Source organism: Tautonia plasticadhaerens (assembly GCF_007752535.1).
Taxonomy (GTDB): domain Bacteria; phylum Planctomycetota; class Planctomycetia; order Isosphaerales; family Isosphaeraceae; genus Tautonia; species Tautonia plasticadhaerens.
On record NZ_CP036426.1, the window covers coordinates 6,073,125 to 6,099,781 of the forward strand.

21 protein-coding genes are annotated in these 26,657 nt (G+C 70.0%); 10 read left to right on the forward strand and 11 right to left on the reverse strand.

The genetic code is table 11. The features are described 5' to 3' along the window. The first annotated feature begins 58 nt into the window (after positions 1-58). The gene (locus ElP_RS24385; RefSeq protein ID WP_145274303.1) at positions 59-1,009 is read left to right on the forward strand and encodes an alpha/beta hydrolase family protein; all 951 of its coding nucleotides are present in this window, start codon (positions 59-61) and stop codon (positions 1,007-1,009) included. A 104-nt stretch (positions 1,010-1,113) separates the two neighbouring features. After that, complete coding sequence (locus tag ElP_RS24390; RefSeq protein WP_145274306.1) at positions 1,114-1,527, forward strand: VOC family protein; 414 nt, start codon at positions 1,114-1,116, stop codon at positions 1,525-1,527. Here the strand turns inward: ElP_RS24390 and ElP_RS24395 are convergent. Then, positions 1,512-1,970, reverse strand: coding sequence for a sulfite exporter TauE/SafE family protein (locus ElP_RS24395; protein WP_145274309.1), 459 nt, complete (start codon positions 1,968-1,970; stop codon positions 1,512-1,514). The genes ElP_RS24390 and ElP_RS24395 overlap by 16 nt on opposite strands. Next, positions 1,970-2,677: an RsmE family RNA methyltransferase gene (locus tag ElP_RS24400; protein ID WP_145274312.1), complete on the reverse strand. Its 708-nt coding sequence runs from the start codon at positions 2,675-2,677 to the stop codon at positions 1,970-1,972. Before ElP_RS24400 ends, ElP_RS24395 begins: the two co-directional genes overlap by 1 nt. A gap of 114 nt (positions 2,678-2,791) precedes the next feature. Between ElP_RS24400 and ElP_RS24405 the strand changes: the two genes are divergently transcribed. The 3 genes from ElP_RS24405 (at position 2,792) to ElP_RS24415 (ending at position 4,474) form a co-directional block, all read left to right on the forward strand. Next, entirely contained in the window at positions 2,792-3,598 is an 807-nt protein-coding gene (locus ElP_RS24405; RefSeq protein WP_145274315.1) for an AAA family ATPase, read from the forward strand. A gap of 82 nt (positions 3,599-3,680) precedes the next feature. Continuing rightward, positions 3,681-4,274 carry a DUF6677 family protein gene (locus tag ElP_RS24410; RefSeq protein WP_145274318.1) on the forward strand — a complete coding sequence of 198 codons (594 nt, stop codon included), beginning with the start codon at positions 3,681-3,683 and terminating at the stop codon, positions 4,272-4,274. Further along, positions 4,274-4,474 carry a hypothetical protein gene (locus tag ElP_RS24415; RefSeq protein ID WP_145274321.1) on the forward strand — a complete coding sequence of 67 codons (201 nt, stop codon included), beginning with the start codon at positions 4,274-4,276 and terminating at the stop codon, positions 4,472-4,474. The genes ElP_RS24410 and ElP_RS24415 overlap by 1 nt, the downstream gene beginning before the upstream one ends. A 14-nt stretch (positions 4,475-4,488) precedes the next feature. Here ElP_RS24415 and lptB read toward each other — a convergent pair whose 3' ends face one another. The 5 genes from lptB to ElP_RS24440 all read right to left on the reverse strand — a co-directional run bounded on the left by lptB (position 4,489) and on the right by ElP_RS24440 (position 12,000). After that, positions 4,489-5,517 carry an LPS export ABC transporter ATP-binding protein gene (gene lptB / locus ElP_RS24420; protein ID WP_145274324.1) on the reverse strand — a complete coding sequence of 343 codons (1,029 nt, stop codon included), beginning with the start codon at positions 5,515-5,517 and terminating at the stop codon, positions 4,489-4,491. 58 nt (positions 5,518-5,575) lie between these two features. After that, entirely contained in the window at positions 5,576-7,327 is a 1,752-nt protein-coding gene (lepB, locus tag ElP_RS24425) for a signal peptidase I (RefSeq protein ID WP_145274327.1), read from the reverse strand. A 50-nt stretch (positions 7,328-7,377) separates the two neighbouring features. Then, positions 7,378-8,910 (reverse strand): signal peptidase I, encoded by a 1,533-nt coding sequence (lepB, locus tag ElP_RS24430; protein WP_145274330.1) that lies wholly within the window; start codon positions 8,908-8,910, stop codon positions 7,378-7,380. A gap of 74 nt (positions 8,911-8,984) precedes the next feature. Continuing rightward, on the reverse strand, positions 8,985-10,790 hold the full coding sequence (gene lepA, locus ElP_RS24435) for a translation elongation factor 4 (protein ID WP_145274333.1): 1,806 nt from the start codon (positions 10,788-10,790) through the stop codon (positions 8,985-8,987). Between the two features lie 211 nt (positions 10,791-11,001). Next, the gene (locus tag ElP_RS24440; protein ID WP_145274335.1) at positions 11,002-12,000 is read right to left on the reverse strand and encodes an ROK family protein; all 999 of its coding nucleotides are present in this window, start codon (positions 11,998-12,000) and stop codon (positions 11,002-11,004) included. Positions 12,001-12,260: 260 nt separating this feature from the next. Between ElP_RS24440 and ElP_RS24445 the strand changes: the two genes are divergently transcribed. Next, positions 12,261-13,205 carry an alpha/beta hydrolase gene (locus ElP_RS24445; protein WP_145274338.1) on the forward strand — a complete coding sequence of 315 codons (945 nt, stop codon included), beginning with the start codon at positions 12,261-12,263 and terminating at the stop codon, positions 13,203-13,205. A 15-nt stretch (positions 13,206-13,220) separates the two neighbouring features. Then, the gene (locus tag ElP_RS24450; protein WP_197446335.1) at positions 13,221-14,207 is read left to right on the forward strand and encodes a DUF1570 domain-containing protein; all 987 of its coding nucleotides are present in this window, start codon (positions 13,221-13,223) and stop codon (positions 14,205-14,207) included. 25 nt (positions 14,208-14,232) lie between these two features. On the opposite strand, the gene ElP_RS24455 is transcribed toward ElP_RS24450, so the two are convergent. The 4 genes from ElP_RS24455 to ElP_RS24470 all read right to left on the reverse strand — a co-directional run bounded on the left by ElP_RS24455 (position 14,233) and on the right by ElP_RS24470 (position 21,883). Then, positions 14,233-16,197 (reverse strand): preprotein translocase subunit SecA, encoded by a 1,965-nt coding sequence (locus tag ElP_RS24455; RefSeq protein ID WP_145274343.1) that lies wholly within the window; start codon positions 16,195-16,197, stop codon positions 14,233-14,235. Between the two features lie 795 nt (positions 16,198-16,992). Beyond that, the gene (locus tag ElP_RS24460; RefSeq protein WP_145274346.1) at positions 16,993-18,066 is read right to left on the reverse strand and encodes a cell division protein FtsQ/DivIB; all 1,074 of its coding nucleotides are present in this window, start codon (positions 18,064-18,066) and stop codon (positions 16,993-16,995) included. Positions 18,067-18,142: 76 nt separating this feature from the next. After that, complete coding sequence (gene murB / locus ElP_RS24465) at positions 18,143-19,024, reverse strand: UDP-N-acetylmuramate dehydrogenase (protein ID WP_145274349.1); 882 nt, start codon at positions 19,022-19,024, stop codon at positions 18,143-18,145. A 183-nt stretch (positions 19,025-19,207) separates the two neighbouring features. Further along, positions 19,208-21,883, reverse strand: coding sequence for a M14 family metallopeptidase (locus ElP_RS24470; protein WP_145274352.1), 2,676 nt, complete (start codon positions 21,881-21,883; stop codon positions 19,208-19,210). Positions 21,884-22,198: 315 nt separating this feature from the next. Here ElP_RS24470 and ElP_RS24475 point away from each other — a divergent pair, with 315 nt between their 5' ends. From ElP_RS24475 to ElP_RS24485, 3 genes are all read left to right on the forward strand, one after another. Further along, on the forward strand, positions 22,199-23,542 hold the full coding sequence (locus tag ElP_RS24475) for a PEP-CTERM sorting domain-containing protein (RefSeq protein ID WP_197446336.1): 1,344 nt from the start codon (positions 22,199-22,201) through the stop codon (positions 23,540-23,542). 157 nt (positions 23,543-23,699) lie between these two features. Next, complete coding sequence (locus tag ElP_RS24480; RefSeq protein WP_145274357.1) at positions 23,700-25,067, forward strand: acetyl ornithine aminotransferase family protein; 1,368 nt, start codon at positions 23,700-23,702, stop codon at positions 25,065-25,067. Positions 25,068-25,121: 54 nt separating this feature from the next. Then, positions 25,122-26,543, forward strand: coding sequence for a hypothetical protein (locus ElP_RS24485; protein WP_145274360.1), 1,422 nt, complete (start codon positions 25,122-25,124; stop codon positions 26,541-26,543). Positions 26,544-26,657: the final 114 nt, after the last annotated feature.

A 26,657-nucleotide genomic window follows, 5' to 3' on the forward strand; every position in this document is an offset into this window, starting at 1 on the left:
GAGGGTCGGTGTCTTCGACCATGCGAAATACCCCGGGACGGACCGGATCGGAACCCGAATGATCGCCTCGATCGCCCTCGCCACCGTCCTCGGCACCATCGAGCGCGGGACCGTGACGTTCTCGCCCTCCCCGGCGGAAGCGACGGTCCCCGATGGGTTCCGGCTCGGGGCGGACACCTTCGCCTTCGAGCTTCGGCCGATCCGGAAGACGGCGAGCTACTCGGTCTCGACCCTGACCTTCCCCTCCCCGGTCGTCTCGCCGGACCCTTCGAACAACGTGGTCCACGCGGAATATTTCCGGCCCGATCGGCCGGGGGAGCGGCCCGGGGCGATCGTCCTGCACATCCTCGGGGCCGATTTCGCCCTCTCCCGATACATGGCCGCCAGGCTGGCCGATCGGGGCGTCGCCGTCCTGTTCGTCAAGCTCCCCTACTACGGGGAACGTCGCCCGGTCGGGATGGAGGCCCGGTTGCTGTCCTCGGACATCGAACGCTCGGTGCTGGCGATGCGGCAGGGGGTCTGCGACGTCCGACGAGCCTCGACCTGGCTCGCGGCCCGGGAAGAGGTGGACGCCGGCCGGATCGGCGTGACCGGGATCAGCCTGGGGGGCCTGGTCTCCGCCCTGGCGGCGGAGGCCGACCCGGGGCTCGACCGGGTGGCGATCCTCCTGGCCGGGGGCGGCCTGGCCGACATCCTCTGGAACCTGCCGGAGTCCGAGGCCCGGGAGTCCCGGAACGCCTGGATCGAGTCGGGACGGAGCCGGGAGGACCTGGAGGCATTGACCCGGCCGTTCGACCCGCTCACGTACGCCGACCGGCTCCGATCGAAGCGGGTCCTCATGATCGCCGGCCGGTCGGACGAGATCATCCCCCCCGAGGCGGCCTCCCGACTCTGGGAGGCCGCCGGCCGGCCGCCGATCCGGTGGTACGACTGCGGCCATTACTCCGCCGCCGGCTACCTGTTGCCCGCCGTCCGGGAGGTCGTCGACTTCTTCGAGACTCGACCCTGATCGGCCCGGAATCGGTCGATCCGGGCACGTCGCGTTGATCCACGGACACCGGCCGGGTATCTTCCGGCCTGATCGCCGGCCGAACCGGCCTCCAGGGGGTTGGAATGAACGCGAAGGTCACGAGCGTCTTCCTTTACGTCAGCGACATCGTGCGATCGCGCGACTTCTACCATGAGGTCGTCGGCGCGGGGGTCGTCCAGGAACTGGCCGAGTACGAGGGGGGGCCGATCGCCCTGGTCGTGCTCCGGTTCGGCTCCTTCACGATCATGCTCCACCCGCAGGACGCCCACGACGAGGAGTTCCGGGACCAGCGCCTCGGCCTGGGGATCCATCTCCAGATCCAGGTCGAGGACGTCGACCGCTTCTACCAGCATTGCATCGAGCAGGGTGCGATCATCGGCGTCTCCGGGGAGCCGGTCGACCAGTCCTGGGGCTGGCGAGAGTTCGCCCTGCGGGACCCGGACGGTTACGTCTGGTCGGTCTACCAGGACAAGTCCGACGGTCACTGGACCTCCTGATCGGGCGGCAATTCCCCGGGCCGCCCCGGCGCCTCGGCCTCCACCGGCAATGCCTTCGGCCTGGGCGTCACCCCGGCGGGGGCGAGCAGGAAGTAGGCGCCGCAGGAGATCAGGAAGATGCCGTAGAGGCGTTTCATCACCGGGGCCGGGAAGAGGCCGGCGATCATCGCCCCGCCGAAGATGCCGATCAGCAGGCCGAGTGCCATGCTCAGGCCGAAACCGATCCGGACGTGCCCGAGCTTGTAATACTGGATCACCCCCAGGATGCCCACGGGTAAGACCTGGGCCAGCAGCGAGGTCCCGGTCGCCGTCTTGATCGGGAAGGAGAAGAGGAGGATCATCGCGGGCACCATCACCAGGCCGCCGCCGATCCCGAACACCCCGCCGAGCACGCCGGCGAAGAGACCGAGCGCCAATCCGCCGAAGAGCAGGTCCCGGTCCATCACTCGAGTGTCCCCTCGTTCAATGCCAGGATCGCCGAGCAGGCCGCCAGGCCCGCCGTCTCGACCCTCAGGATCGTCGGCCCGAGGCCGATCGCGTTCCACCCGGCGGCGATCGCCCACCCGGCCTCCTCGTCGGTGAAGCCCCCTTCCGGCCCGATCGCCAGGGTCGCCCGCCGGATCGGCCCGAGCCGACCGATCGAGACCCCGCCCGGGTGGGCGATCAGCCCCTCCCCGTCCGGGCCGAGTTCCAGGAACTCCTCCCAGGAGATCGGCCCCGCCAGCTCCATCAGCCGGTCTCTCCCGCATTGCTTGCACGCCTCGATCACGACCCGACGCAGGCGGTCCAGCTTGCTCGACCTGGGGTCGACGACCGAGCGACCGGTCCGGAGCGGCACGAGGCGTCGGACGCCCAGCTCCGTCGCCTTCTCGATCAACCAGTCGAAGCGGTCCCCCTTGGGGACGGCGGTCGCCAACGTCAGCTCGGCGCTCGGCCCGGGCCTCGCGGGCGAGGACGCCTCGATCGCGACCTCGACCCTTCCATTCCCGATCGACTCGATCCGCGCCAGGAACGACCGCCCCCGGCCGTCGAACAACTCCACGGGATCGCCCGGCCTGGCCCGTCGGACCCGGGAGAGGTGGTGCGCCTCGGGCCCCGAGACGACCGCCCGGCCGTCGGGGATCGGTTCGGGGAAATAGACGCGTTCCATCGGCGGTCTTCGAGGCGGGGGGATTGGTGCAAGCCGGGGGGTCATCCTAACCGATCCAAGAGGGCGGTTCGAGGGCGGCTCGGGGAGAGTCGGCCCGATCGAGGTCGAAGCGGGATGGCCATGAGCTGGTTGCAGCACTGGGAACTCCGGTTCGATCCCTTCCGGCCGGGTGCGGCCCCGTTCGTCGCCATCCCGGGCCACGAGGAGGCCGTCCGACGGCTGGTCCACCTCGTCTCGAACGGCGAACCCCGGGGAGAGATCCGGGGAGAGGATGGGATCGGCAAGTCGATGACGCTCGATGAGGCCGTCCGGCGGCTCCGACGACCCGACCGGCGGATCCTCTCGGTCCGACGGCCGGCGGACGGGGGGAGCGTCCTCCGGGGACTCGCCTCCGCGCTGGGGCATCGACTCGACCATGGCCCGGGTCGCCCGGAACTCATCGCCCGACTGCTCGACTCGGCCAGGCTCGCACGATCCCAGAACATCGGCCTGCTGGTCGCCGTCGACGACGACGGGCTCCTCGACCTCGAGGAGGACCTCCGGCTGCTCGAGCGGGTCGAGGCAATCGGCCGGCAGTCCGGGTGCCGCTTCACCATGCTCGTCACCGGCCGGTCCACCCCCGATCGCGTCGCCTCGTGGCCCCTGGTCATCCGTCTCGATCGCCTGACTCATCGCGAAAGCTCGGCCTATCTCGCCGAGAAGTTGCGGGCCGCCGGGGCCGGGCGATGGCCGTTCTCCGACCGCGCCCTGCTCCGGCTCCACGCGCTTTCGGGGGGCGTCCCCGCCGCGATCGACCGGCTCTCGGGGCTGGCGCTCCGGGCCGGGGCGATCGACGAGGTCCCGGAGATCCCCGAACAGCTCATCGAAGGGATCGCCCGGGAGTGTGAGGGCCCCCGGCACGCGGCCCTCGGCCGAACCTAGGCAAGCGGGCCCGGGCCATGCTAGATTGGACGGCCGGATCGACCTGCCCCTCCCTCCCGGATCGAGCCCGAAGCCGCCGCCGATGGACCGATCGACGACCGTCACGGATACCCCCCTGAAGAATCGCTCCCTCGCGGCCCTGCTCGCCGCGACGTGGCCCGGCTTGGGCCACCTGTACCAGGGGCGTTACCGCAAGGGCTTGCTCTACCTGATCTGCATCTTCGGGCTCTACGCCGTCGGCTTCGCCCTGGGTGACGGCGCGAACGTCTACTGGAGCTGGACGAATCCGCTCCGGGACCCGGAACATTTCCGCCTGTACTACCTCGGGCAGTTCTGGGTCGGACTGCCCGCCTGGCCCGCCGTGCTCCAGGCGACGCTCGTCCATTTCGGCCATCAGCCGCTGTTCAACGGGTTCATGGCGGCCCCGCTGTTGGATCCGTCGATGGACGAGAATGTCCGGCGGGTGATGGAAGGGGTCGTCCGCCGCGCCTTCTCTCTGCACCAGAAGTATGGCGGACTCAAGGAGATCGGCGACATCTACACGACGATCGCCGGCTTGCTGAACGTCCTGGCCATCTACGACGCCTTCGAGGGGCCCGCCCACCGGGACGAGACGACCGCCGACGAGCCCGACCACGAGTCGTCCGGGACCAAGGCCGAGGGGGCGACCGCCTGATGTTCGTCCCCATCCTCGGCGTCATCAACGCCTACTGGTTCGCCTTGCCGCTCATCCTGGCAATCAGCCTCGTCTACGCCGCGTCCCGGCACGAGGCCTGGGGCCGCATCCTCCGGCACGCCGCCCGGCTGTTCGTCATGATCACCGGGGTGCTCGCCCTGGCCACGGCGATCTTGTTGCTGATCAACACGCAGGTCTGATCCCGGCCCGCCGGTCATCTAGACGAGGGGCCCTGACCCGATCCCATCCCGTAATCGTCCTCCTCCTCGGCCTCGCCTTGCCCGAACGACGGGTCGAGGATGACGGGTCCGAAGGCATCGAGGAGGGGGTCGTAGTCGACCTCGGGATAGCTCCCTTCGTGCAGCGGCACCGGGGGAGCCGGCGGGACGGGCGGCGCGGGGGCGACCCGGGGAGGGGGCTGGATGGCCGTCGGCTCTTGCGACTGCGACTGGGGTCGGTGCGGTTGCGGGACCGCCCGGGGGGGAGGCGTGTGCGGCGGGCGGTCGAGCAGGTGGCCGACGTCGGCCCGATCGCCGAGATAGTAGCGTCGGACGTCGGGGTTCTCCAGGAATTCGACCCGGTTCCCCTCGGCCACCACTCGACCCTGGTAGATCAGGTAGTTGCGGTCGGTGACTTCGAGCGTCTCTCGGAACTCGTGGTCCGTCAACAGGATGCCGATATTGAACCGCTCGGCCAACTCACGTATCGAGACCTGGATCTCCTTGACCGTCTTCGGGTCGATGCCCGCGAACGGTTCGTCGAGCATGATCAGGCTCGGCTCGGTGATCAGGCATCGGGCGATCTCCAGCCGCCGCTTCTCGCCGCCGGAGATGAACTGGGCCTTGGTCTTGCGGATGTGATCGAGGCCGAACTGGTCGAGCAATTGATCGCGACGCTGGCGTCGTTCTCGGCGGGAGAGGTCCGAACGGGTCTCCAGGATCGCCATCAGGTTATTCTCGACCGTCAGTTGCCGGAAGACGCTGGTCTCCTGGGGCAGGTAGCCGAGGCCGGCCCGGGCGCGGCGGAACATCGGCAAGTGGGTGATGTCCCGCCCGCCGAAGGTGATCGCGCCGCCGTCGGCGGCGATGAGGCCGATCGTCATGCGGAAGCTGGTCGTCTTGCCGGCCCCGTTGGGGCCCAGCAGCCCGACGACCTGGCCCTGCTCGACCTCGAAGTCGACGCCGCAGACGACCTGGCGCTTGCCGTACCACTTCTGCAGGTCGCGGACTTCCAGCAGGGCCATGGGGCCGATCCTCCCTGATCGGTGGCGGGGCGGGTGCGACGGGCGTGCGCCCGGCTCGTCATCGGATCCACTGCATCCGCTCGAGATAAGGCCGGAACGGGATGCGGAAGTCCCGGGAGAGGCGGATATCCGGTCCGAAGGGCTTGCCGTGGGGCCAGTAAACGAAGAAGGCCTTGCCGACGATCAGCTCCTCGGGCACCTCGTGGGGGGCCCGGTCGAACTCCGACCAGGGGCCGATCCTCCAGCGACGGCCGGCATCGTCGTCATAGATCCCTTCCAGGTCGAACCGGTCCCAGGCGCGACTGTCCTTGCTCCTGGGACTGTTGTCCCCCATCATCATGTACCGACCGGGTCGGATCTCGAAGGTCCGGGGCTCGTCGAGACGGGCGAGTTCGGGGAAACGACTCGGGTCCGACATCGCCCGGACCAGCCACCGGTACTCGTCCCAGCTCCGCAGGGTCCCGAAGCCCTCCAGGTCCGAGGCGTTCGGACTTAACGTATAGTAAATGTCGCGTCGGACCACAAGGTCGCTTACCCGGACCCGGGCCAGGGACGCGCCGATGCCGATCGGCGACAGGTCGGCCAGTTCCGGTTGCTGGGGTTCCTCGTGGTCGACCTCGTAGGAGACTCCCTCGCCGAACGGGGTCCGGCCGTCGACCCAGAGCGTGAGTCGGTCATCTACGTTGGCGAGGCCGACCCGGTAGCGCCCGGGGCCGTCGATCCCGCACGCCTGGGGCGTGCCGAGGATCACCCCATCCCGGGTCAGGGTCGCCTGCCCCTCGGCCAGGTCGATCGTGCAGCGCATCGGGACGCCCGCCTCGATCAGCTCGACCACTACCCGACCCCGGCCAGACTCGACCTCGAGGTCGAACTCGACCGCCAGGTCGCCGACCCAGTGCGGCTCGATGATCGGCGGGGAACCCAGCTCAGTCTTCCCCTGATTGGAGTTGTACGAGAGGAAGTCCTCGACCAATGAAGGGGCCGGCCCGCCCTCGGGCTCCTGACCGCGCTGGATCGAACGCCATTGCTCCTGGTCAGGCACGAGATGTCGGTAGCGGAGCCAGGAAAGCCGTTCCCCGTCCTTGACCGACGACGCGAAGGTGCCGGGTTCGTCCGCCGACTCCTCCCAGTCCCCCGAATCGAGCGCATCCCAGCGTCGCCAGGAGGGCATCGAGGTAAGTGCCGTCGCCCGGTGGCGGTCGTCGTAGACCGGCATCAGCATCGCGCGGAGATGCCGCAGGGGCTTGCGGAGGATCCGGAACGGCTCGTCGCCGCCCAGGGGGCGGGAGTAGAGGTCGCCCCCCCGGATCATCAGCTCCTCGCCGGGCAGGCCGATCAGCCGCTTGATGTAATTCTGCTCCGGGGCCTCGGGATAATGGAAGACGACCACGTCCCAGCGCTCGGGCCGGTCCGCGAAGGGCAGGAACGGCAACTTGTAGGGGAACTTCATCACGAGGATGCGGTCGCCATTGAAGCTGGGCAGGTCGTCGACCTGCGTCCGGCTCCGGCAGTTGAAGCAGGTGCCGAAGGTGACCGGTCGACCGGTCCGGGGCTCGTCGGCGGCGTTGACGGTGAAGGTGATCCCGCATTGCGGGCAGTCCACCTCCTTGTGACGGCCCATCAGGGTCGGGGCCATCGATCCGGTCGGGATCACGAATGCCTCGGCCGAGAACCCCCGGATGACCAGCGCGAGGATGAAGGCGACGACGATCGACTCGATCGTTTCTCGGTGGGACTCGGCCGGACGGGTCGCCTCGGGGCGCGGGGCGGGAGGGGAGGACGCCTTGCGTCGGGCGGCGGTCCGGGTCATCGGAAATCCTTGCGAGGCGCAGTGATCTGATCGGGTCGCGGCGACCGAGGCTATCGAATGTATCGGATTTCTCGGAGGTCGGGAACCCAGTAAGGCTCGTCGCCGAAGACGCGAAGCGGCACCCCTCGACTCGGCAGGTGGACCAGGAATGGCTTCCCCAGCATCATCGAGCCCGGCACCACGGGGCTCGTCGGCCAGAACCGGGAGTCGTTGGAGACGGGGCTGTTGTCACCCAGGACGAAATACTCTTCTTGACCGAGGGGATAGGGGGCCCCGACGCCGAAGGGCCGCCCCGGGGCGTGGCTGAGGCCATCGGTGTAGTAGATGTCGCGGAAGACTTTCAATCGGTCGATCCTCGCGTCCCCCCCCCGGAGCCCGAAGGCCAGCGGGGACGCTTCGAGTGGACCCGGTGCAGGAGTGGTCTCGGGAGGCTCCAAGTCGAGCGGCTCGAACGCGAGATCGCCGTCGAACGCGACGATCAGGCGGTGATCGACGAACGACGCCTCCAGCCTTCTTTCGCCGGGCCGAGCGGCCCATTCGCGGGCCAGTCGGGCCGCGCCCTCTTGCGTGCGGTACTCCCTGCCCCCGAATTCAGCTCGAGGGGGTTCCTGACCGTCGAGGGGGATCGTCAGCCGGAGCGCACCCGGCCCAACCCGGAAGCGGAGCGCGAGCGCCTCGACCCGCCCCGTGAATTCGAGTCGGGCGTCGATCGCCAGGTCGTCGACCCGGCTCCCGGAGCCGAGTCGGGCGCCGTTGTACGCGATGAAGTCGCGGATCGGGCCATAGTCTGCCCGATCGGGGTCGACGTGGCGGTATTCGATCCAGTCGACGGCCCGGTCGTCCCCGACGGTCCGATCGGGGGCCGCCTCATGATGCAGGACCCCGCGATCCTCGGACCAGCAGGAGGGCCCGCCGTCGTCACTCCGGAATCGCCAGCGGGGGAACCAGGCGGACTCGGGAGGCCGGAAGGAGCTGTCATGGACGAGCAGCCGCATCCCCCGGAGTTCCTTGAGGTCCTTGCGGGCGATCATCCCGTCGATGAACACGTCCCCGTGCTTCAGCTCGACCGACTCTCCCGGCAGCCCCACCACCCGCTTCACGTAGGCCTGATCGGGCTCGGCCGGGTTGAGGAAGACGACGACCTCCCATCGCTTCGGGGATCGCCAGTGGAAGAAGTTCTTCTGGACCAGCAGGCGGTCCCCCGTGCGCTCGACGGCCGGGGCCTGCTCCAGGTCGGCGCCGCAGTTGGGGCACAGGGGTTGACCGGCCTGCCCGTCCTCGTCGACCCCGAGCGCGAACTGGAACCCGCAGTCGGGGCAGGAGACGTCCCGGTGGATCCCGAGCAGGGTCGGGGCCATGGAGCCGGTGGGGACGATGTACGCCTCGGCGGCGAAGGTCCGGACCAGGAGCATCCCGATGAAGAGGATCGGCACCGACTCGATGAGCGGCCGGGAGGTCGTTCGCAGCGCCCCCTCGTCGGGTTCCGGGCCCCGGGACGTCGCCCTCCGCTCGACTCCCGGGGGCGGCAGGGACGACGCGGCCCGGGGGGCTTCGAACGTGTCGGATGCCTCGATCTGGTCCATAGACGCGCCCTGGACTGGCTCGATTCGAGAAGGCCGAGGGGGGCCAGGCAAGTCCCGGTCCCCGGGCTGCGGCGTCAGGCCTCACCGGCTTCGAGCACCGAGAGGAAGGCCTCCTGGGAAATCTCGACGTTGCCGACCTGCTTCATCCGCTTCTTGCCCTCCTTTTGCTTCTCCAGGAGCTTCCGCTTCCGGGTGATGTCGCCGCCGTAGCACTTGGCGGTGACGTTCTTCCGGAGTGCCGAGATCGTCTCCCGGGCGATCACCTTGGAACCGATCGCGGCCTGGATCGCCACCTCGAACTGGTGACGGTCGATCTCCTCCTTCAGCTTCTTGACGAGCTTGCGGCCCCGACGGTCGGCGAAGTCCCGGTGGACGACCACCGACAGGGCGTCCACCCGGTCCCCGGCCACCAGCACGTCGAGCCGGACGAGGGTATTCGGCCGGAAGCCGAGCAGTTCGTAGTCCATCGTCCCGAAGCCTCGGGTGGCGGACTTGAGCTTGTCGTACAGGTCGTAGATCATCTCGGCCAGCGGCAGCTCGTACGTCACGATGACCCGGGTCGGCGTGATGTAGTCGGTCTTGATGTAATCCCCCCGGCGTTCCTCGCAGAGGGTCATGATCACGCCGATGTTGTCCGCCGGGATGAGGAAATTGACCCGGGCGTAGGGCTCCCGGAACTCTTCGATCTCGCCGGGCTCCGGGATCCGGGTCGGGTTGGAGACGTAGAGCGTCTCCCCCTTCCGGGTGACGATCTCGTAGGTGACGTTCGGCGCGGTCTGCACCAGCGACAGGTCGCTTTCCCGCTCCAGCCGCTGCTGGACGATCTCCATGTGCAGCATGCCGAGGAAGCCGCACCGGAAGCCGAAGCCGAGGGCGTCGGAGGTCTCCGGCTCGAAGGTGAAGCTGGAATCGTTCAGGGCGAGCTTCTGGAGCGCGGTCCGCAGGTCCTCGAACTGGTTGTGCGTCGCCGGGAACAGGCCGCAATATACGACCTGGCTGGGCTCCTTGTAGCCGGCGAGGGCCTTCTCGGCACCCCGGTGGGCCGCGGTGATCGTGTCACCGACCCGGACGTCGACGAGCTGCTTGATGTTGGCGACGACGAAGCCGACCTGGCCGACCCCCAGCTCGTCGCAGGCCACCTCCCTGGGGCGGAATTGGCCGAGGCCGATGACCTCGTATTCCTGGCCCATCGCCATCAGCTTGATCTTCTGGCCGACCCGGATCGTCCCGTCGACCACCCGGACGTAGACGACCACCCCCTGGTAGTCGTTGTACTTCGAGTCGAAGATCAGCGCCCGGAGTGGGGCTTTCTGGTCCCCCGAAGGGGCCGGGATGCGATCGATGAGCGTCCGGAACAGCTCGGGGACGCCGACGCCTGTCTTGCCGCTGACGGCGAGGATCTCGTCGGGATCGAGGCCCAGGGTGTTGAAGACCTCCTCCTTCACCTCGTCCGGCCGGGCGGCCTGCATGTCGATCTTGTTCAGCGCCGCCACCAGGGTCAGGTCCCCGGCGATGGCGAGGTAGGCGTTGGCGACGGTCTGCGCCTGGACCCCCTGCGAGGCGTCGACCAGCAGGATCGCGCCCTCGCAGGCGGCGAGGCTACGGGAGACCTCGTAGTGGAAGTCGACGTGGCCGGGGGTGTCGATCAGGTTCAGCTCGTACTTCTGGCCGTCGAGCGTGTAATGCAGGCTGACGGCCCGGGCCTTGATCGTGATCCCCCGCTCGCGTTCGAGGTCCATGTCGTCGAGGAGTTGTTCTCGGAACTCTCGCTGGGAGATGGCGCCGGACTGCAACAACAGCTGGTCGGCCAGCGTGCTCTTGCCGTGGTCGATGTGGGCGACGATCGAGAAGTTGCGGATGAACTTGGGATCGTGGGCCATAGAAAGTCCGGGCTCATCGGGCCGGGGGGCGATCGGGCAGGCGGGGGGCGTCGCGCGGGATCGGTCCCGGAGGGGCCGACGAGGGCGTGCTCCACCCCCCAATAGTAGCAACGCCGGGGCCTTCGGGCGAGATGGGCCGGGCGGATCGGCGGAACTTCGGCCGGACCCCCGGCGCTCGACGGCGAGGTCGGGTCCCCTGGGCCGGGACGGTTCAGCCGCCGGAGTCGGCACCGAAGGCCATCCGGGCACACCCGGCGGCGCCGATGTACCCGGCGTCCCCGCCGAGCGTGGCGTAGTCGATCTTCGTGTGCGAGGCGGGCAGCGGGAAGGCCATCCGCTTGACCCCCTCCCGGATCAGGTCGATGAACTCGGGGCCGGCGTTGGACATGCCGCCGCCGAAGAGGACGAGGTCCGGGTTGATCGTGTGCATCACGCAGACGGCACCGACGGCGAGATAGTGGGCCGTCTCCCGCATCAGCCGGGCCGCCAGCGGGTCGTTCGCCAGGGAGGCCTCGTTGATCGACCGGGCGGTGAGGGTCCCGGCGGCGAGGTGGCGGCGGAGGGCCGTCGATTCGTCGGACTGCTCCAGGGCCTCGATGGCCCGCTTGACCAGCGCCGTGGCCGAGGCGTAAGCCTCCAGGTGGCCGTAGCCGCCGCAGCCGCACTGTCGGCCGTTCTCCATCTGGATGATGATGTGGCCGCACTCGCCCCCGTGGCTGTTCCGGCCCTCGATGATCCGGCCATCCTCCACGATGCCGCCGCCGATCCCCGTGCCCATCGTAAACAGGACCAGGCTCCTCACCCCCCGGCCGGCGCCGGCCCAGTACTCGCCGTAGGCGGCGGCGTTGGCGTCGTTCTGAAGGATCGTCCGCGCTCGAAGCACCTCCGCGAGGCGATCGCGCACCGGGAAGTGATCCCAACCGGGGAGATTCGGCGGCTCCAGGAGCATCCCGGCGGGGATGTCCATCGTGCCCGGCGTCCCGAGGCCGACCCCGGCGATCTCGCCCCAGGAGAGCCCGCTGGCCTCGACCGCCTCGCGGCCGGCCTCCGCCAGGGTGGCCACCCCCGCCTCCGGCCCGCGACTTGCGTGGGTCTCGAGGCTGACGGACGAGAGCGACCGGCCGTCGTCGTCGACGACCCCGCTCTTGACGTTGGTCCCGCCCAGATCGATCCCCAGGTAGAAGGGCGGGCGACGTTCCTTGACACTCATGCCGGACCTCGGACGATTCCCGGGAGGGCCGGGAAGGATCGTTGCAAGTTGTTTGAGCGAATCACTCTAGCCGCATCGGACGGCCCGGTCAATCGCGAGCCTCGCCCGGATCCCCGCCCACGCCCGGGTCCGGATCGGGCCGGGCGCCGACGCGAGGGCCGGTGGCTCGTCGGCGGCTCGCTCCCCTTGTAAAATCTCCAAGGGACGGCCGAGGCGACCGGCCCATCCCGGCGACGCACCACCTCGAGACGCATCCCATCATGAGACGCCGCAGGAACCTGGGTTGGGGCGTAATCGCCCTGGCCGCGATGTCGGTCAGCCTCGCCGCCGCCCAGCAGCTCCCGAAGGAGCGGCCGGACCCGGACCGCTCCGACGTGAGATACGGCCCCCACGGGCGGAACGTGCTCGACTTCTGGTCGGCCGAGTCGGGGACGCCCGCCCCCCTGCTCGTCTACATCCACGGCGGAGGGTTCCGGGGGGGGGACAAGAAGGGCATCCCCCCGGGCCTGCTCCGCGGCTGCCTGGAATCGGGCATCTCGGTGGCCTCCATCAACTACCGGCTCTCGCACCAGGCCCCCTTCCCCGCCCCGATGCTCGACGGGGCCCGGGCGATCCAGTTCCTCCGGTCGAAGGCCGAGGAATTGGAGATCGACCTCGACCGGATCGCCGCCTCCGGGGGTTCCGCCGGGGCCGGGATCTCCCTGTGGGTCGGATTCCACGACGACCTGGCCGAGCCCGAGAGCGACGACCCGGTGGCCCGGCAATCGAGCCGGCTGGCCTGCATGGCCGTCGTCGGGGCCCAGACCACCTACGACCCCAGGGTGATCGCCACGATCATCGGCGGCCGGGCCCATCAACACCCCGCCCTCCCCCCCTTCTTCGGCCTGCCCGAGGACATGCTGGACTCGGACGAGGCCTACGAGCTCTTCGAGCGGGCCTCGCCGGATTCGTACCTCTCGGCCGACGACCCGCCCGCCTACCTTTTCTATACCGAGCCGAGGGGCCCCCTGCCCCCCGACGCCCCGCCGGGCCTGGGGATCCACCACCCGAATTTCGGGGAATACCTGGGCGTCAAGATGGACGGCCTGGGGATCGAGTGCGTCACCCGTCATCGGGACGAGTTCCCCGAGGGCTCGGACGACGAGGATGCCGACCTGATCGGGTTCCTCCTCAGGCAGTTTGGGATGGACGAACCGGGCCGATGAGCCGGAGGAATGGCGGTGACGCGACCGAGAACCCCCTCCGATGCGGATCCCGGCCGACGCCGATGGCTGGCGACGGCCTTCGCCTCGGCCTGGATCCTGGCGAGCCGCGCGGAGGGCCGCCCCCGGGCCGAGGAGGCCGGCCCCGCCGGCGTGGAACGTGATCGGATCGCGTCGATCCGCGCGCGGGCCGAGGAGGCCGGGATCGCCGGGCTCCGGCTCGAGGAAGGGGACCGCTACGTCGCGCTCGGCACTGCCCGGGACGACTTCGTCCGGGGCGCACTCGCCCTCTGCGAGGGCCTCGCCGACGACTACCTCGACCACTTCAAGGATCGGGGGTTCGAGGTCACTGCCCCGACCGATCGGATGACCATGCTCGCCCTGGCCACCGAGGAGGAGTTCGGCCGGATCCTCGGCGCGGGGCGACACCCGCAGGTGACGGGGATCTACGAGGTGGGGGAGAACTACCTCGTCCTCTACGATGGCCGAGGCGGCGGGCCCGCCGGCCCCCGGGCCGAGCGGGCGAACACCATCACCTTGTTCCACGAGGCGACCCACCAGCTGACCTTCAACTCCGGTTTGCTCGAACGGTTCGCCGCCGACGTCCCCCTGGTCGTGAGCGAGGGCCTCGGCATGTACGGCGAGGTCCGACGGCCCGACGGCCGGACGAAGGTCGGTGCCCTGAACCGGGAACGGCTCGCGGTGATCGCCCAGGAGCTGCGCCTGGGGAGGTCGCTGATCCCCCTGCTTGAGCTGCTCGAAGACGCCACTTTCGAACGGGAGGAATCGGTCCAGCTCGCGTATGCCCAGTCGTGGCTGTTCGTCTACGGCGTGATGCGGAGCGACCCGGCGAGGGACCGCTTCCGCACCTATCTCAATGCCCTGCGGGCGGGTGCGGACGGCCCGGGGCGGCGGCTCGATCTGGCTCGGGAACATCTCGGGGACCTGGAGGAGCTGGATGACGGCCTGAGGGCCTATGCCTCCCGGCTCCTCCGGGGTCGTTGAGATTCGTTCGAATGGTCCGGCCGGGTCAGCCGAGGACGGGGTTGAGGCCCATATTCTCCCGCATCTCGGCGCGGTGCTTCTCGTAGTGCATGAGCAGGCGGCGGTCCTTGCGGTGCTGCCTCTCCTTCTTCGCCTGGGCCCGGACGAAGAGTCGTCGGGAGGCGGGGCTGGTCAACTCGCCCCGGTTGGCGTAACGGGTGCGGAGCCGCCGGGCGGGCTTCTCGCCGAAGGCCTCGAGCAGTTCGTCCTCGAGCGAGACGAAGAACTGGGCGTGGCCGGGGTCGCCCTGGCGGGCACACCGGCCGGCGAGCTGGCGATCGATCCGGAAGGATTCGTGCCGCTCGGTGCCGATGACGTGCAGGCCGCCGCTCCGGGCGACCTCGTCGCCGAGCTTGATGTCGGTGCCTCGGCCCGCCATGTTCGTCGCCACCATGACCCGCCCCGGCTGACCCGCCTGGGAGACGATCTGGGCCTCGATGGCGTGGTTCTTGGCGTTGAGGACCTGGTGCTCGATCTTCGCCTCGTTGAGCAAGGCGCTGAGCTTCTCCGACTTCTCGATCGACCGGGTGCCGATGAGCACCGGCACCCCCTTCTCGTTCAGTCGGACGATCTCCTCGGCGACGGCGCGGAACTTCTCATCCTCGGTCGAGAAGACGCGGTCCTTGATCCAGACCCGTCGGCTCGGCTTGTTGGTCGGCACGGGGAAGACGTGGACCTTGTAGGTCCGACGAAGCTCGGAGGCGTCGCTACGGGCGGTGCCGGTCATCCCGGAGAGCTTCTTGTACCGCTTGAAGAACTCCTGAACGGTGACGCGGGCGGCGGTGATCGTCTCCAGGGTGATCTCCAGCCGCTCCTTGGCCTGGATCGCCTGGTGCAGGCCGTCCTGCCACTGCCGGCCGGGCATGAGACGGCCGGTGAACTCGTCGACGATGACCACGTCGGGCTGGCCCTTCTCGTTCGGGGCCACGACGTAGTCCTTGTCCTTGATGTAGGCGATCTGGGCGCGGAGGGCCCGCTCGACATACTCGTACAGCTGGTCGACGGTGAGCATCGAGAAGGCCGAGAGCCCGGCCTTGAGCTGGACCTTCCGCCGGCCGGAGGCGTTCAGCTCGGCCTTCCGCTCCAGGGGGTCGTACTTGAAGTCCTTGGTGCGGACGAGGGTGGCGGCGATCTCGTCGGCGCCGTAATAGGCGGAGGCCTCCTCCTGCGTCGGCTGGTTGTTGGCGCCGATGATGAGGGGGGTCCGGGCCTCGTCGATTAGGATGGAGTCGGCCTCGTCGATGATGGCGAAGTGGTGGGGACGCTGGACGGGCTTGGCGGCGTCGGCGGTGGCCCCGGTGCTGACGAAGGCCTGCATGAAGGTCTTGCGGTGGTTCTCGCCGTGCTGGTGCTTCTTGAGCTGGTCCCGGAGGAAGTCGAAGCCCAGTTCCTTGCCGGTGCCGTAGACGACGTCGCAGTTGTAGGCGGCGCGTCGGATCGAGTCGTCCTGGCCGGTCTGGATGCAGCCGACGGTGAGGCCGAGCTTCTGGAAGATCGGCGCGTTCCACTCGGCGTCCCGGTGGGCGAGGTAGTCGTTCACGGTGACGACGTGCACGCCCTTGCCGCTCAGGGCATTGAGGTAGGCCGGCAGGGTGCAGACGAGCGTCTTGCCCTCGCCGGTCTCCATCTCCGCGATGGACCGGAAGTGGATGGCGATGCCGCCCATGAGCTGCACGTCGTAATGCCTCATGCCGACGGTCCGCTTGGCCGACTCCCGGACCAGGGCGAACGCCTCGGGCAGCAACTTGTTGACCGAGTCCCCCTGCCGGGCCCGCTGTCGGAGGGCGAAGCTCCGGGCGGCGACCTGCTCGTCGGACTCCCGTTCGAGCGTCGGCTCCAGGGCGTTGATCTGGTCGACCAGGACGGCGAAGCGCCCGTATCGAGCCGGGTAGGTCGGGCCGGCGATCGCCTTCGCGCGGTTCAGCCAGGAGGGCCCCAGTCGACTTGCCATCGCCCCGATCTCCTCGATGCTCCCGGTGTTCGGCCTCAGGGACGCGACGATCGGGCCCCCGACGGTCGGACCGGGGACGCCGTGCGCATCCGCTCTCCCCCCAACGGGACACGCCCCCCGGCCTCCTTCCCGGCCCCCCTCCCCGGATCGTCCCCTCGCCGCCCACCGGGCCCCGGACCGCGGCCATGCCATCGGGGAGCCGGTGCGCCCCGGTGCGCCCGCGATGATCGGGCGATTTCCCTGAACTGGCAATGAGTTCCGTCAAGTCAAATGGGTTCGTTCCGTCACACGCCACTCCACCCCGGCCCGGGAGACGAGGGCGTCCCCCCTGGTCGGCCGCCGAAATGGCAGGTGGGTTCGTTTTTCCTCGGGTTCGAGGGGATCGAGCCATCGCTGTGACACTCGGTGCGCCTCCGGTGCGCCTCCGGTGCGCCGAGGCCTTTGTAGGCTCAATCGTTTGGGGATCAGGAGTTGTGTCGATCCGATTGGTGCCGTTTCGTCCCCCGTCCCCGCGAGGATGGGTTCGTTTCGCGACTTCAAGTCGTGTCGAAACCGACTCACCCCGTGTGCGTCCCCCCCCTCTGGAGGGCGGCGAGCCGTCGGAGTCCCGGCCGGCCTCGATCCGGAGGGATCCGGCAGGGGCGGAGCGATTCGCCCCGGGGTGACCCGGAGTCTCTGATTCACCAATGCGATCATGGATGCAATTTCTGCGACATGGGATGCGAATCGGACAGGCCCTCCGCCATAAATATCGGGAAAATCCGCCTCGGCAGTCTGCAATTCCGGGGAGATCGGTCAATCGAGGCGGCCGCGCCACTCGGGTCCCTGGGGCTTGAAGTAGAGGGCGCCCGGGAGGAATGGTTCGTAGGTGTCCCTCCGGGAGAGCCACTGCCGGAGCATGGCCATCTTCTCGGCGGAGTCCGGCTCCCGCTCGGGGTCTTCGGCGCCGGGGGGGCTCCGCCAGCAGACCCAGAAGTCCTTGCCGTCGGGCATGGCGACCAGGACGTAGAGCCAACGGAGTTGCGTCTGTCGGACCTGGTCCTCGTCGGGGTCGGTCCCCCCGGACTCGGCGAGGAAGGTCGAGACCGCGTCGTCGCGGTTGAGGGGCTGGATCTTGAGGATCTGGACCGGACGGCCGTCCCGGGTGGTGGGCATTCCCTGGGAGCTGACCTCGCGGAGCAGGAATCCGGCGAGCCGGGAGGCGGCGAGGGCGACCGGATTGGGGTCGGAGGGGGCGTCGGGGAGGGCCCAGGGGGAGCCGGGGAAGGTGGTGGGGGGGGGCTCGATCCCTTGGAGGCGGATCAGGGGTCCGAGGTCCCGGAGCGCGGCCCCGGAGGTCTCGGCGAGGATGCTCCCGGATTCGTCGATGAAGTGGTCGGCCATGCCCCCGGGCCCCGGCAGGTGGGCCAGGGCGACCGGCCAGCCCTGATAGCGGAGGGAGACGGTGATTCGGTCGGGGTAGGATCTCCGGACGGAGACGACCCCGTCGACCCATCGGGCGCGTCGGAAGGCCCGCTCCAGGGCATCCAGGGGGAAGCCGATCGAGGAGCCGTCGACCGAGTCGGAGAGGGTCCCCGAGACCGCGTCGAGCAGGGCGTCCCGGCCCCCGGGGAGCCAGGGGGGCGGCGGGGGGTCGAGGACCACCTCGTCGACCGACCAGGCGTATTCCGGGCGGGCGTGGACCCAGGCCGAGAGCCGGGTCGGCACCCCGAGGACCACCAGCACGCTCAGGGCGAGTACGGAGGCCGCGGTCACTGCGGCCAGGGTGCCCCGGGGGCCGAGCAGGGCCCGGAGGAGTCCCCACCAGCCGGGACGGGCCCCCGGCTCGAGCTCGGGCTGCTCGTCCGATTCGATCGCAAGGCGCAGCATCCGCCGATCCTCGGGCCGGGCGGGGCCTGGTCCTCTCCCTCGGAGTCGGGGGGGGCCCCGTCCAACCTGGATCGGCTCACCAGATCTGGATCTGTAGCTCCAGCTCGTAGCCGAACTGGCGGAGGACCTCCTCACGCGTCAGGTCGATCAACTCGAGCACGTCGGCCACCGACGCGCCGGGGTCGGCGATGACGTAATTCGCGTGGCGGTCGGAGATCTCGGCCTCGCCGATCCGCCGGCCGGAGAGGCCGGCCTGGTCGATCAGGGTCCCCGCGGAGATCTCCGGCGTCGGGTTCTTGAAGATGCAGCCGGCCGACTGGTGCCCGTAGGGCTGATTCTCCTTCTTGACGATCCAGATGCGTCGCATCCGGCGGACCACCGCCTCGAGGTCGTCGTGTTCCAGCTCCAGCTCGACGGAGAGGATGACGCAGTCGTCCAGGTTGGAGCGGCGGTAGGAGAAGATCAGGTCGTCCTGGGCCCGGGTCCGGATCTGGCCGTCGGGCTCTAGCACGGTGGCCCGGCGGACGAACTGCCCGATGGCACCCTGCCGTCCCCCGCTGTTGCCCCGGACGGCGCCGCCGACGGTGCCGGGGATGCCGGTCAGCGTCTCCAGGCCGGCCAGGCCCGCCCGGGCGGTCTGGGAAATCAGGGCAGTCAGCGGGACTGCGGAGCCGCAGACGATCCGGGCCCCCTCGATCGTCACGTCGGAGAACGAGGGGCTCTCCAGGTGGATCACCAAGCCCCGGACCCCCTCGTCCCGGACGAGGACGTTCGAGCCGCCGGCCAGGACGTGCCAAGGCAACCCGGCCTGAGTGCACTGCTGGACCAGCCCGGAGAGTTCCTCGGCGGAGGAGGGCCTGGCCAGGAAATCGGCGGGGCCTCCGAGTCGGAACCAGGTCAGCGGCGCCAGGGGCTCGGACGCCCGGACGACCCCGTGAAACTCGTCGAACGGCTGCATCGTCGGTCGACACCTCGGCCGGGAAGCGGGCCGACGCTCGTCGGATCGAGGGGAACAGACAGGTTCCCGACGCATCGCGAACGCCCTCCATGGCGAGAATTGGGGCATCCTAGCCCCGGGGATGCCGGCGAGTCAAGGTGTCGGGGTCGTCGAACGGTTTCCATCGGGGTCGAGCGGCCTCGATCAGTCCTCGACCGGCGAACCGGGCCCGAGCAAGGCGTTGAACAACGGCCGGAACGTCGCGTGCGGCTGGCCCCGGTGCTGGGGAGGGAAGCCGAAGAGGACGACCTGGCCATCACCGACGGAGACCTCGACGACCGCCGCCTTCCCCTGGAGGTGCTCCGGACCGAGCAGCCACCCGCTTTCCAGGAGGTTGGTCGGTGCGTACCGGCAGGCGACACGGACCGAGTCGGCCCCCTCTCCGGTCGGCTCGAAGCCCATCGAACTGGAGAAGTAGGCCGAGCCGTCCTGCGGCATCCCGACGGCGAGGTAAGACTCGTCGTCGTAGCGGACCGAGAGGATCGAGCCGGGGCAATAGAAGTCGTTGGGAGAGATGCCGTCGAGGACATCCCTGACCGGAAGTCCGAGGGCCTCGATGGCGAAGGCGGCGGACTCCTCCAGGCAGACGAGCCGGCCGCCGTCCTGGACGAACCGGCGGATCGCCTCGACGCCGACCCCGGCCAGGCCGCCGACGTAGGCCGGCTCGGTCTCGTCCGGCCCATAGCCGTCGAGCATGGTCCGACGGCCGACGGACGGGAGGACGATGACGTCGAATCGCTCGTCCAGGTCGCCGGCGAGGATGGCGGCGTTGTGAAGCGTCTCGTAGGGGATCCGGAATTCTTCGAAAACGAGCCGGGTCCACCCCTCGTCCATGCTCGGCACCCAGGGCTGGTAGAGGCCGATTTGGGGCATGGAAAGGGCGAACCGGCGTGGCATGGGCCCGTCCTCGTCCTCCATGGCGGGGGGATAATGATTCGGGTCCTCCTCGGCCGATCCACCCGGCTCGGGCGTCGGTTCCGGCTCATCGACCGCGAGCGCGACCGCGGAGACGGTCGGGAGGATCGACTCGAGCAGGGCCCGGGCCTCATCGCTAACGGGGACGCGGAGGGCACCCTGGGGGAGTTCCAGGCCGTCGAAGGTGGCCGGTCCGGCCAGCCGTTCGACCGCGATGCCCGCGTCGAGCAGGGCGAGGGCGACGGTCACGTCGTCGTTGGCCCGATTCCGGAGGTAGATTGCGTCGGCGGACGCGAGATCGCCTTCGATCCGCCCCCCGCCGAGGTCGACGGACTCGACCGGCTCGGAAGGGGCGTCGAAGGGCTCGGCGACGGCGGCAGACTTGACGCCCATCTGGAGGGGGAGCGTCCAGCCGGCCACGTCGTAGGGGCGCTCGGGGCGGCCGTCGGGGCCGACGCGTCGGGGGTACTCCTGGCGCTCCATCATGTCCTTGAGGTGCGGCCGATAGGGCTGGGCGGCGGGGAAGATCCAGGAGCCGGCGGGGAAGGAGACGCCGCCGGCCTGGAAGTCCTCGGTGGCCCGCCGGGCCTCGATCCCCGAGGCGACGAGGATCTCCACCAGCCTCGCGGCCGAGCCCGGATCCCGCTGGTCGGCCGGGACGATCCAGGCGAAGGGGGGGCGGTCGATGCCGTGCCGGATCTGGTCGAGGGCGACGGCGCGGTAGTTGGACTGGAACCAGTCCTTGTAGCGGGAGGCGAGGGTGAGCAGGGCCCGGGCCGAGGTGAGTTCGTACGCGACGATGTCGCCGATCCGCCACCAGCCGCCGGGCCAGGGGTCGACAAAGGTGACCTTGGCTTCGTGGTCGTCGAAGCCCCGGCCGCCGCCCCGGAGGTCGCCCCGGTCGAGGAAGATCGGCGAGGCGAGCTTGACGCTGGCCGCCTCGGTGAGGATGCCGACCATGTTGTGCCGCTGGGGGACCGTCCGGTTGCCGCCGTTCCACCAGTTGTCGTACATGACGTGCGTCGCCACGCCCTTCTTCCCCTCCCGGGCGAGGTCGGCGGCGAGGTGGGCGCCGATGAGGAAGATGCCCTGGCTGATCCGGGGGTCGAGGTTCGGGTTCACCGGGTCGTGGAAGGGGGGGACGAACAGCCTGGGGCCGTTGGAACCCATCTGGTGGACGTCCCAGGTGATCGTCGGGAACCACTCCTCGTAGAGCAACCGGGTGAGCAGCCGGGTCTCGTCGAGGTTGAGCATGAACCAGTCCCGGTTCGTGTCGTGCCCGGCATAGGGGTGGTAGAGCCGGGGCATCCCCGAGCCTTCCCAGGGGGTCCCCTTGGAGCGTTCGTACCAGTCGTGGACGATGTCGACGCCGTCCGGGTTGACCGAGGGGACGAGCAGGACGATCGTCTCGTCGAGGATCGCCCGGATCTCGGGGGTGTCCCCGGTGGCCAGGTCGTGCAGCAGCGCGCAGGCCATGAGGGTCGAGGCCGTCTCGGAGGAATGGATCGTGCAAGTGATCAGGACCGTCGTCTTGCTCCGACCGACCAACTCGGCGACCTCCTCGGGGGAGGCATCGGGGTCGGGGTGCGAGAGCCGGCGCTGCATGTCCTTGTAGCGGTCGAGGTCGGCGATCGTCTCCTCGGAGGAGATGGCCGCGACGACGAAGGGTCGGCCCTGGGTCGACTCGCCCAGCGTGTCGACCCGGACCCGGGCGGACGACGCGCCGACAGCCCGGACGTACTCGACCACGTCGGCCCAGGGGGCGAGCTCGAAGTCGGCCCCCGGCTCGAATCCGAGGACGACGGCCGGCTCGGGCACCCCGGCCGGCTGCCCGGGGGCGATCGGCGGGGAGACCAGGGCGGCCAGCCAGGCCGCCGCCATCACGACGGGTCTTCGAGCGGTCATCAGGGCCCTCCTGCGGTCGATCTCGGCAATGCCTCGGGTCGGCGAGGCGGAGGGTCCATGATTCCGGGATCCCCGGGGCGACGCAACCGGCCAACCCATCGAACGAGGCGTGCCGGACCCGATGTCAGGCGTAATCTAGGCATCGTTTTCCGCCTTCATTGACGGGGAGCGTGGGATCGAGTGGGATTATTTCGTCACGGATCGGGCCTCGACTCGACCGGAGGGTTTATGCGTGCTAGCATGTCGCCCGTCGTGAGGGTGGAAATGGAGGGACGGTGCCGTCTCCTCCCGACCCTCGGCGCTGAGGGCGTCCCGATGAGCAGCCTGGTGCGGTCCTGGATGGGTCTGGTCTCGGCGGCGGTGGCGGCGGCCTCGGGGAGTCCCGCCGCGGCGGAGGGCTTCTTCGGTCTGGGGGATCTGTCCGGGGGGGCGAGCACCAGCCGGGCCTGGGCGATCTCGTCGGACGGGTCGACGATCGTGGGGGAGAGCGTGTCCGCCTCCGGGACCCAGGCGTTCCGGTGGACGCAGGCCGGCGGGATGGCCGGGCTGGGGGACCTCGCGGGGGGGGAGTCCGGCAGCGTCGCCTACGGGGTGTCGGCCAACGGCTCGGTGGTCGTCGGCTCGGGCCGGTCGACGGCCTCGGGGACCGGTCGGGAGGCGTTCCGGTGGACGCAGGCCGGCGGGATGGCCGGGCTGGGGGACTTCGACGGGGGTCGGTTCGACAGCGTGGCGTTCGGGGTGTCGGGCGACGGCTCAGTGGTCGCCGGCTCGGGGAGCGTGGCGTTCGAGGGCGTCGACTCGACGAACGCGGCCTTCCGGTGGACCTCGGCCGGGGGGCTCTCGGACATCACGCCCCTTTCGGCGTACGGCCCGGGCTCCCCGAACCGGGGGGCGGCGTATGGGGTCTCGGCCGACGGCTCGGTGGTCGTCGGTCGGTCGACCTCGCCCAACCCCTACGAGGACGCGAGGCCCGGCCGATGGAACGCCGACGGGGGCTGGTCGGCATATCCCGGGGCCACGTCGACCGACATGAGCGGCCAGGCGATGGCCGTCTCGGGGGACGGCTCGGTGGTCGTGGGTTCGGTCAACGCTCCCCCGATGGGGCTCTCGCACCATGCCTTCCGCTGGGAGCAAGGGGACGGGGCCGGGTTCCTGCACGACGTGCCGTCGGACATGCCCTCCCCGTTCGGCAATACCATCGCCAACGCCGTGACGCTCGACGGGGCAATCGTCGTCGGTACCTCCAACGCCGCCGGGATGCCGCTGGACCTGGGGCAGCGGCCGGGGCTCTCGACATACACCCGCGCGTTCGTCTGGGACGCGGTCAACGGGTTCCGGTCCCTCCAGGAGGAGCTGATCGGCTTCGGGCTGGATCTCTCCGGCTGGATCTTGCTGGAGGCCCAGGGGATCTCCGGGGACGGGACCGTCCTGACCGGGACCGGGATCAATCCCTCCGGTCGGTTCGAGGCGTGGGTCGCCATGCTCGGCGGTTCGACCGGGGGTGCCTCTCCCCCGGGGGTGGTCCCGGAGCCGTCGACGCTGGCGATGATGCTGCTCGGGGGCGGGGCGATCGCCCTCGGGCGTCACCGCCGGCGGGGGATCCGCCGGGGATCGGGCCCGGATCCGCGGTTTGACCCCCCCGGCCGCCCGTCCGTATGATTTCGAAAGACACTCCGGGGCGTCGCCGATCGGCGACGAGGGCACGGCGGGGGACGATCGCGGTCCCCCCGGTCCCCGGCTCCCCGTCGACCACCCCGCCCCGGTCGTCCCGTTCACCGTCCGAACCGCGCTCGACGAGCCGCAGGAGCGAGCACCGATGTCCGCCGACCCCGCCCTGCACCGCAGCGAGCCGAGGATCCTGACCGAGCGGCTCCCCGGTCCGAAGGCCGCCTCCTGGATCCGCCGTGATGAGCGGACCACCTCCCCCTCGTACACCCGGATGTACCCGCTGGTCGTCCGCAGGGCGAAGGGGGCGATGATGGAGGACCTGGACGGCAACCGGTTCCTCGACTTCACCGCCGGGATCGCCGTGACCAACGCCGGCCATTGCCACCCCCGGGTGGTCCGGGCGATCCGGGCCCAGGCCTCCCGGCTGGTGCACATGTCGGGGACCGACTTCTACTACCGCCCCCAGATCCGGCTGGCCGAGCGGCTGGCCGGGCTCGCCCCCGGGCCGGGGCCGAAGCGCGTCTTCTTCAGCAACAGCGGCGCGGAGGCGATCGAGGCCGCCCTCAAGCTGGCCCGCTACCACTCGAAGCGGCCGAGGGTGGTCGCCTTCCGGGGCGCCTTCCACGGCCGGACGTACGGCGCGATGAGCCTGACCGCCTCCAAGGCGATCCAGCGCAAGGGGTTCTCGCCGCTGGTGCCGGAGATCCAGCACGCTCGATACGGCGACCTGGCCAGCGTCCGGGAGCTGTTCCGGACCACCTGCCCCCCCGAGGAGACGGCCGCGATCTTCGTCGAGCCGATCCAGGGCGAGGGGGGATACATCGTCCCCCCGGACGACTTCCTGCCGGGGCTCCGGGCGCTGTGCGACGAGCACGGGATCCTGCTGGTGATCGACGAGATCCAGTCCGGGATCGGCCGGACGGGTCTCCTGTTCGCCTCGGAGCACTGGGGGGTGCACGGCGACATCGTCTGCCTGGCCAAGGGCCTGGCCAACGGCCTGCCCTTGGGGGCGATCGTCGCGCCGGAGTCGGTGATGGACTGGGCCCCGGGCAGCCATGCGAGCACCTTCGGGGGCAATCCCGTGGCCTGCGCCGCGGCGATCGAGACGCTGGACCTGGTGGTCGGGAAGTACACCCGGAACGCCGACGCCCGGGGTCGGCAGCTCATGGCCGGGCTCCGTGAACTGGCCAAGGCCCACCCCTGCATCGTCGACGTGAGGGGCAAGGGCCTGATGGTCGGCATGGAGATCGGCTCCGACGCCGGGCCGGGCCCCAACCTCCGGGATCGGATCATCCTCGAGGCCTTCCACCGGGGCCTGTTGCTGCTGCCCTGCGGCCCGAGCACGATCCGGTTCTGCCCCCCGCTCTGCCTGACGGCCCGGCAGGTCGAGGTCGGACTTTCGCTGCTCTCGCACGCGATGGACGCCCTCTGCGGCGATTGCCCCTGCTCCCCCCGCCGGCCCGACGTCGCCCACGCGAAGTCCGGCGATCACCTGCCGTCGGACGAGGCGTCCTGAGGCACCCTCGCCCACCGGTCGATCCCCCGAGGTCCCCGCACCGAGCCCGATTTCATGACGACCGCCCCCCGAGTCGAGAGCGTCCCTCCGCCGTTCGACTGGCAGCGATGGCCCGAGACCGAGGCCTTCCTGGCCGAACGAGTCCGATCGGCGTTGGAACACAACCCCTTCGCCGCGGACCTGGCCCGGCGGATGGCCGCCGAGACGAGCACGAGGATCATCGACTGGGTCGACCACCTGGTGCTGGCCGAACGTCCGGGCCTGGTGGAGGAACTGGGCGGGCTCGGTTACGCCGTCGCGGACGATGCGTACGGCGTCAGCGAGCCGAGCTTCCGGCACCCCGGGGGGCAATTCCCGGCGGTCGCGGTCGCCCGCCGACCCGGGGGGGGGCCGGAGGTGGCGGCGATGGCCCTGAAGGTGGAGTCGATCGCCGCCTTCAGCGGGGCGAACGACCTCGGCCTGGAGCCGGTCGGCTACCCGATGGGGCCGTACCGGTTCGCCAAGGTGGAGGTGGCCGGGGCGGGCACGGCGCTGCTGGTCGTCGAGCGTCGGGGGTATCTCGGGTTCGAGCCCTTCCCCAGCTCCTGGGCGAGGCTGGGACGGATGGCGCCGCATGCGGCCCGGGACGCGATGGCCGCGAGGGAACTCTGGCAGGGGCGCCGGAGGCGGTTCGGGGAGGACGAGGAGGGGTTCGACGCCGTCGACGCGGTGCTGGCCAGGGTGATCGAGCGGGCGGGTTCGACCGACCTCGCGTGCCACCTCGTCTTCGAGGTCGAGCGGGATTACTGGGAGTCCCGGAACGCGGCGGCGACGGTGCAGAAGCGTCGTCAGGACCGGCTCGGGCTGGGGTGGGCGAATCACGATCACCACACCTTCCGGTGCTCCCGGCAATTCTTCCCCCGGACGATCGGGATCTTCGAACGACTCGGATTCACGCTCCGGGAGTCGTTCCATGCCGGCAAGGAGGCCGGCTGGGGCGCCCAGGTGCTGGAGCACCCGACGACCGGGATCGTCATCTTCGCCGACCTGGACCTGGCCCCCGAGGAGGCCGAAGACGACTTCGCCCACGGGTTCCTGCCGGGGCTGGATCGGCCCAACACCGTCGGCCTCTGGGTCGGCCTGCACGGGGAGTCGCTCCTGGACGCCGGGATGCACCACCTGGAGGCGCAGTTCGACTTCGACGCGCTGGGCGACGACCTCCGGGCCGAGGCCGACATCGAGACGATGGCGCCCTTCAGCGACTTCCCGTTCCTGCGGCAGGCGTTCACGAGGGGGGAACGCTGGCCGGTGCCGGTGCACCGGGCCGATCGGCTGCTGCGATTCGGTTGGATCGACGCCGCCCAGCATGCGAAGTTCCTGGCTGAGGGGGCGATCGGCAGCCACCTGGAGAACCTCCAGCGCGGGGAGGGCTTCAAGGGATTCAATCAGAAGGCCGTCAGCGCGATCATCGCCGAGACCGACCCGAGGCGGCATTGACCCCGGCAGGCTGGCCCGGCTGCGAGGCCGTGGTAGAATGGCTCGGGAACCCATCGGTCGTCCCCGGCGTCGAAGTTCGAGACGCGCCTGATCATCGCACCGACGGGCCCGAGC

Bases quoted from the DNA above. Each gene is read 5' to 3' on its own strand.
- ElP_RS24415 (WP_145274321.1), top strand. From the start codon at position 4,274: ATGTTCGTCCCCATCCTCGGCGTCATCAACGCCTACTGGTTCGCCTTG.
- ElP_RS24400 (WP_145274312.1), bottom strand. From the start codon at position 2,677: ATGGAACGCGTCTATTTCCCCGAACCGATCCCCGACGGCCGGGCGGTC.
- ElP_RS24455 (WP_145274343.1), bottom strand. From the start codon at position 16,197: ATGGCAAGTCGACTGGGGCCCTCCTGGCTGAACCGCGCGAAGGCGATC.
- ElP_RS24385 (WP_145274303.1), top strand. From the start codon at position 59: ATGATCGCCTCGATCGCCCTCGCCACCGTCCTCGGCACCATCGAGCGC.
- ElP_RS24440 (WP_145274335.1), bottom strand. From the start codon at position 12,000: ATGAGTGTCAAGGAACGTCGCCCGCCCTTCTACCTGGGGATCGATCTG.
- ElP_RS24410 (WP_145274318.1), top strand. From the start codon at position 3,681: ATGGACCGATCGACGACCGTCACGGATACCCCCCTGAAGAATCGCTCC.
- ElP_RS24485 (WP_145274360.1), top strand. From the start codon at position 25,122: ATGACGACCGCCCCCCGAGTCGAGAGCGTCCCTCCGCCGTTCGACTGG.
- ElP_RS24475 (WP_197446336.1), top strand. From the start codon at position 22,199: ATGAGCAGCCTGGTGCGGTCCTGGATGGGTCTGGTCTCGGCGGCGGTG.
- lepB (WP_145274330.1), bottom strand. From the start codon at position 8,910: ATGGACCAGATCGAGGCATCCGACACGTTCGAAGCCCCCCGGGCCGCG.
- ElP_RS24390 (WP_145274306.1), top strand. From the start codon at position 1,114: ATGAACGCGAAGGTCACGAGCGTCTTCCTTTACGTCAGCGACATCGTG.
- ElP_RS24405 (WP_145274315.1), top strand. From the start codon at position 2,792: ATGGCCATGAGCTGGTTGCAGCACTGGGAACTCCGGTTCGATCCCTTC.
- ElP_RS24445 (WP_145274338.1), top strand. From the start codon at position 12,261: ATGAGACGCCGCAGGAACCTGGGTTGGGGCGTAATCGCCCTGGCCGCG.
- ElP_RS24470 (WP_145274352.1), bottom strand. From the start codon at position 21,883: ATGACCGCTCGAAGACCCGTCGTGATGGCGGCGGCCTGGCTGGCCGCC.
- ElP_RS24395 (WP_145274309.1), bottom strand. From the start codon at position 1,970: ATGGACCGGGACCTGCTCTTCGGCGGATTGGCGCTCGGTCTCTTCGCC.
- lptB (WP_145274324.1), bottom strand. From the start codon at position 5,517: ATGGCCCTGCTGGAAGTCCGCGACCTGCAGAAGTGGTACGGCAAGCGC.
- murB (WP_145274349.1), bottom strand. From the start codon at position 19,024: ATGCAGCCGTTCGACGAGTTTCACGGGGTCGTCCGGGCGTCCGAGCCC.
- lepB (WP_145274327.1), bottom strand. From the start codon at position 7,327: ATGACCCGGACCGCCGCCCGACGCAAGGCGTCCTCCCCTCCCGCCCCG.
- lepA (WP_145274333.1), bottom strand. From the start codon at position 10,790: ATGGCCCACGATCCCAAGTTCATCCGCAACTTCTCGATCGTCGCCCAC.
- ElP_RS24480 (WP_145274357.1), top strand. From the start codon at position 23,700: ATGTCCGCCGACCCCGCCCTGCACCGCAGCGAGCCGAGGATCCTGACC.
- ElP_RS24460 (WP_145274346.1), bottom strand. From the start codon at position 18,066: ATGCTGCGCCTTGCGATCGAATCGGACGAGCAGCCCGAGCTCGAGCCG.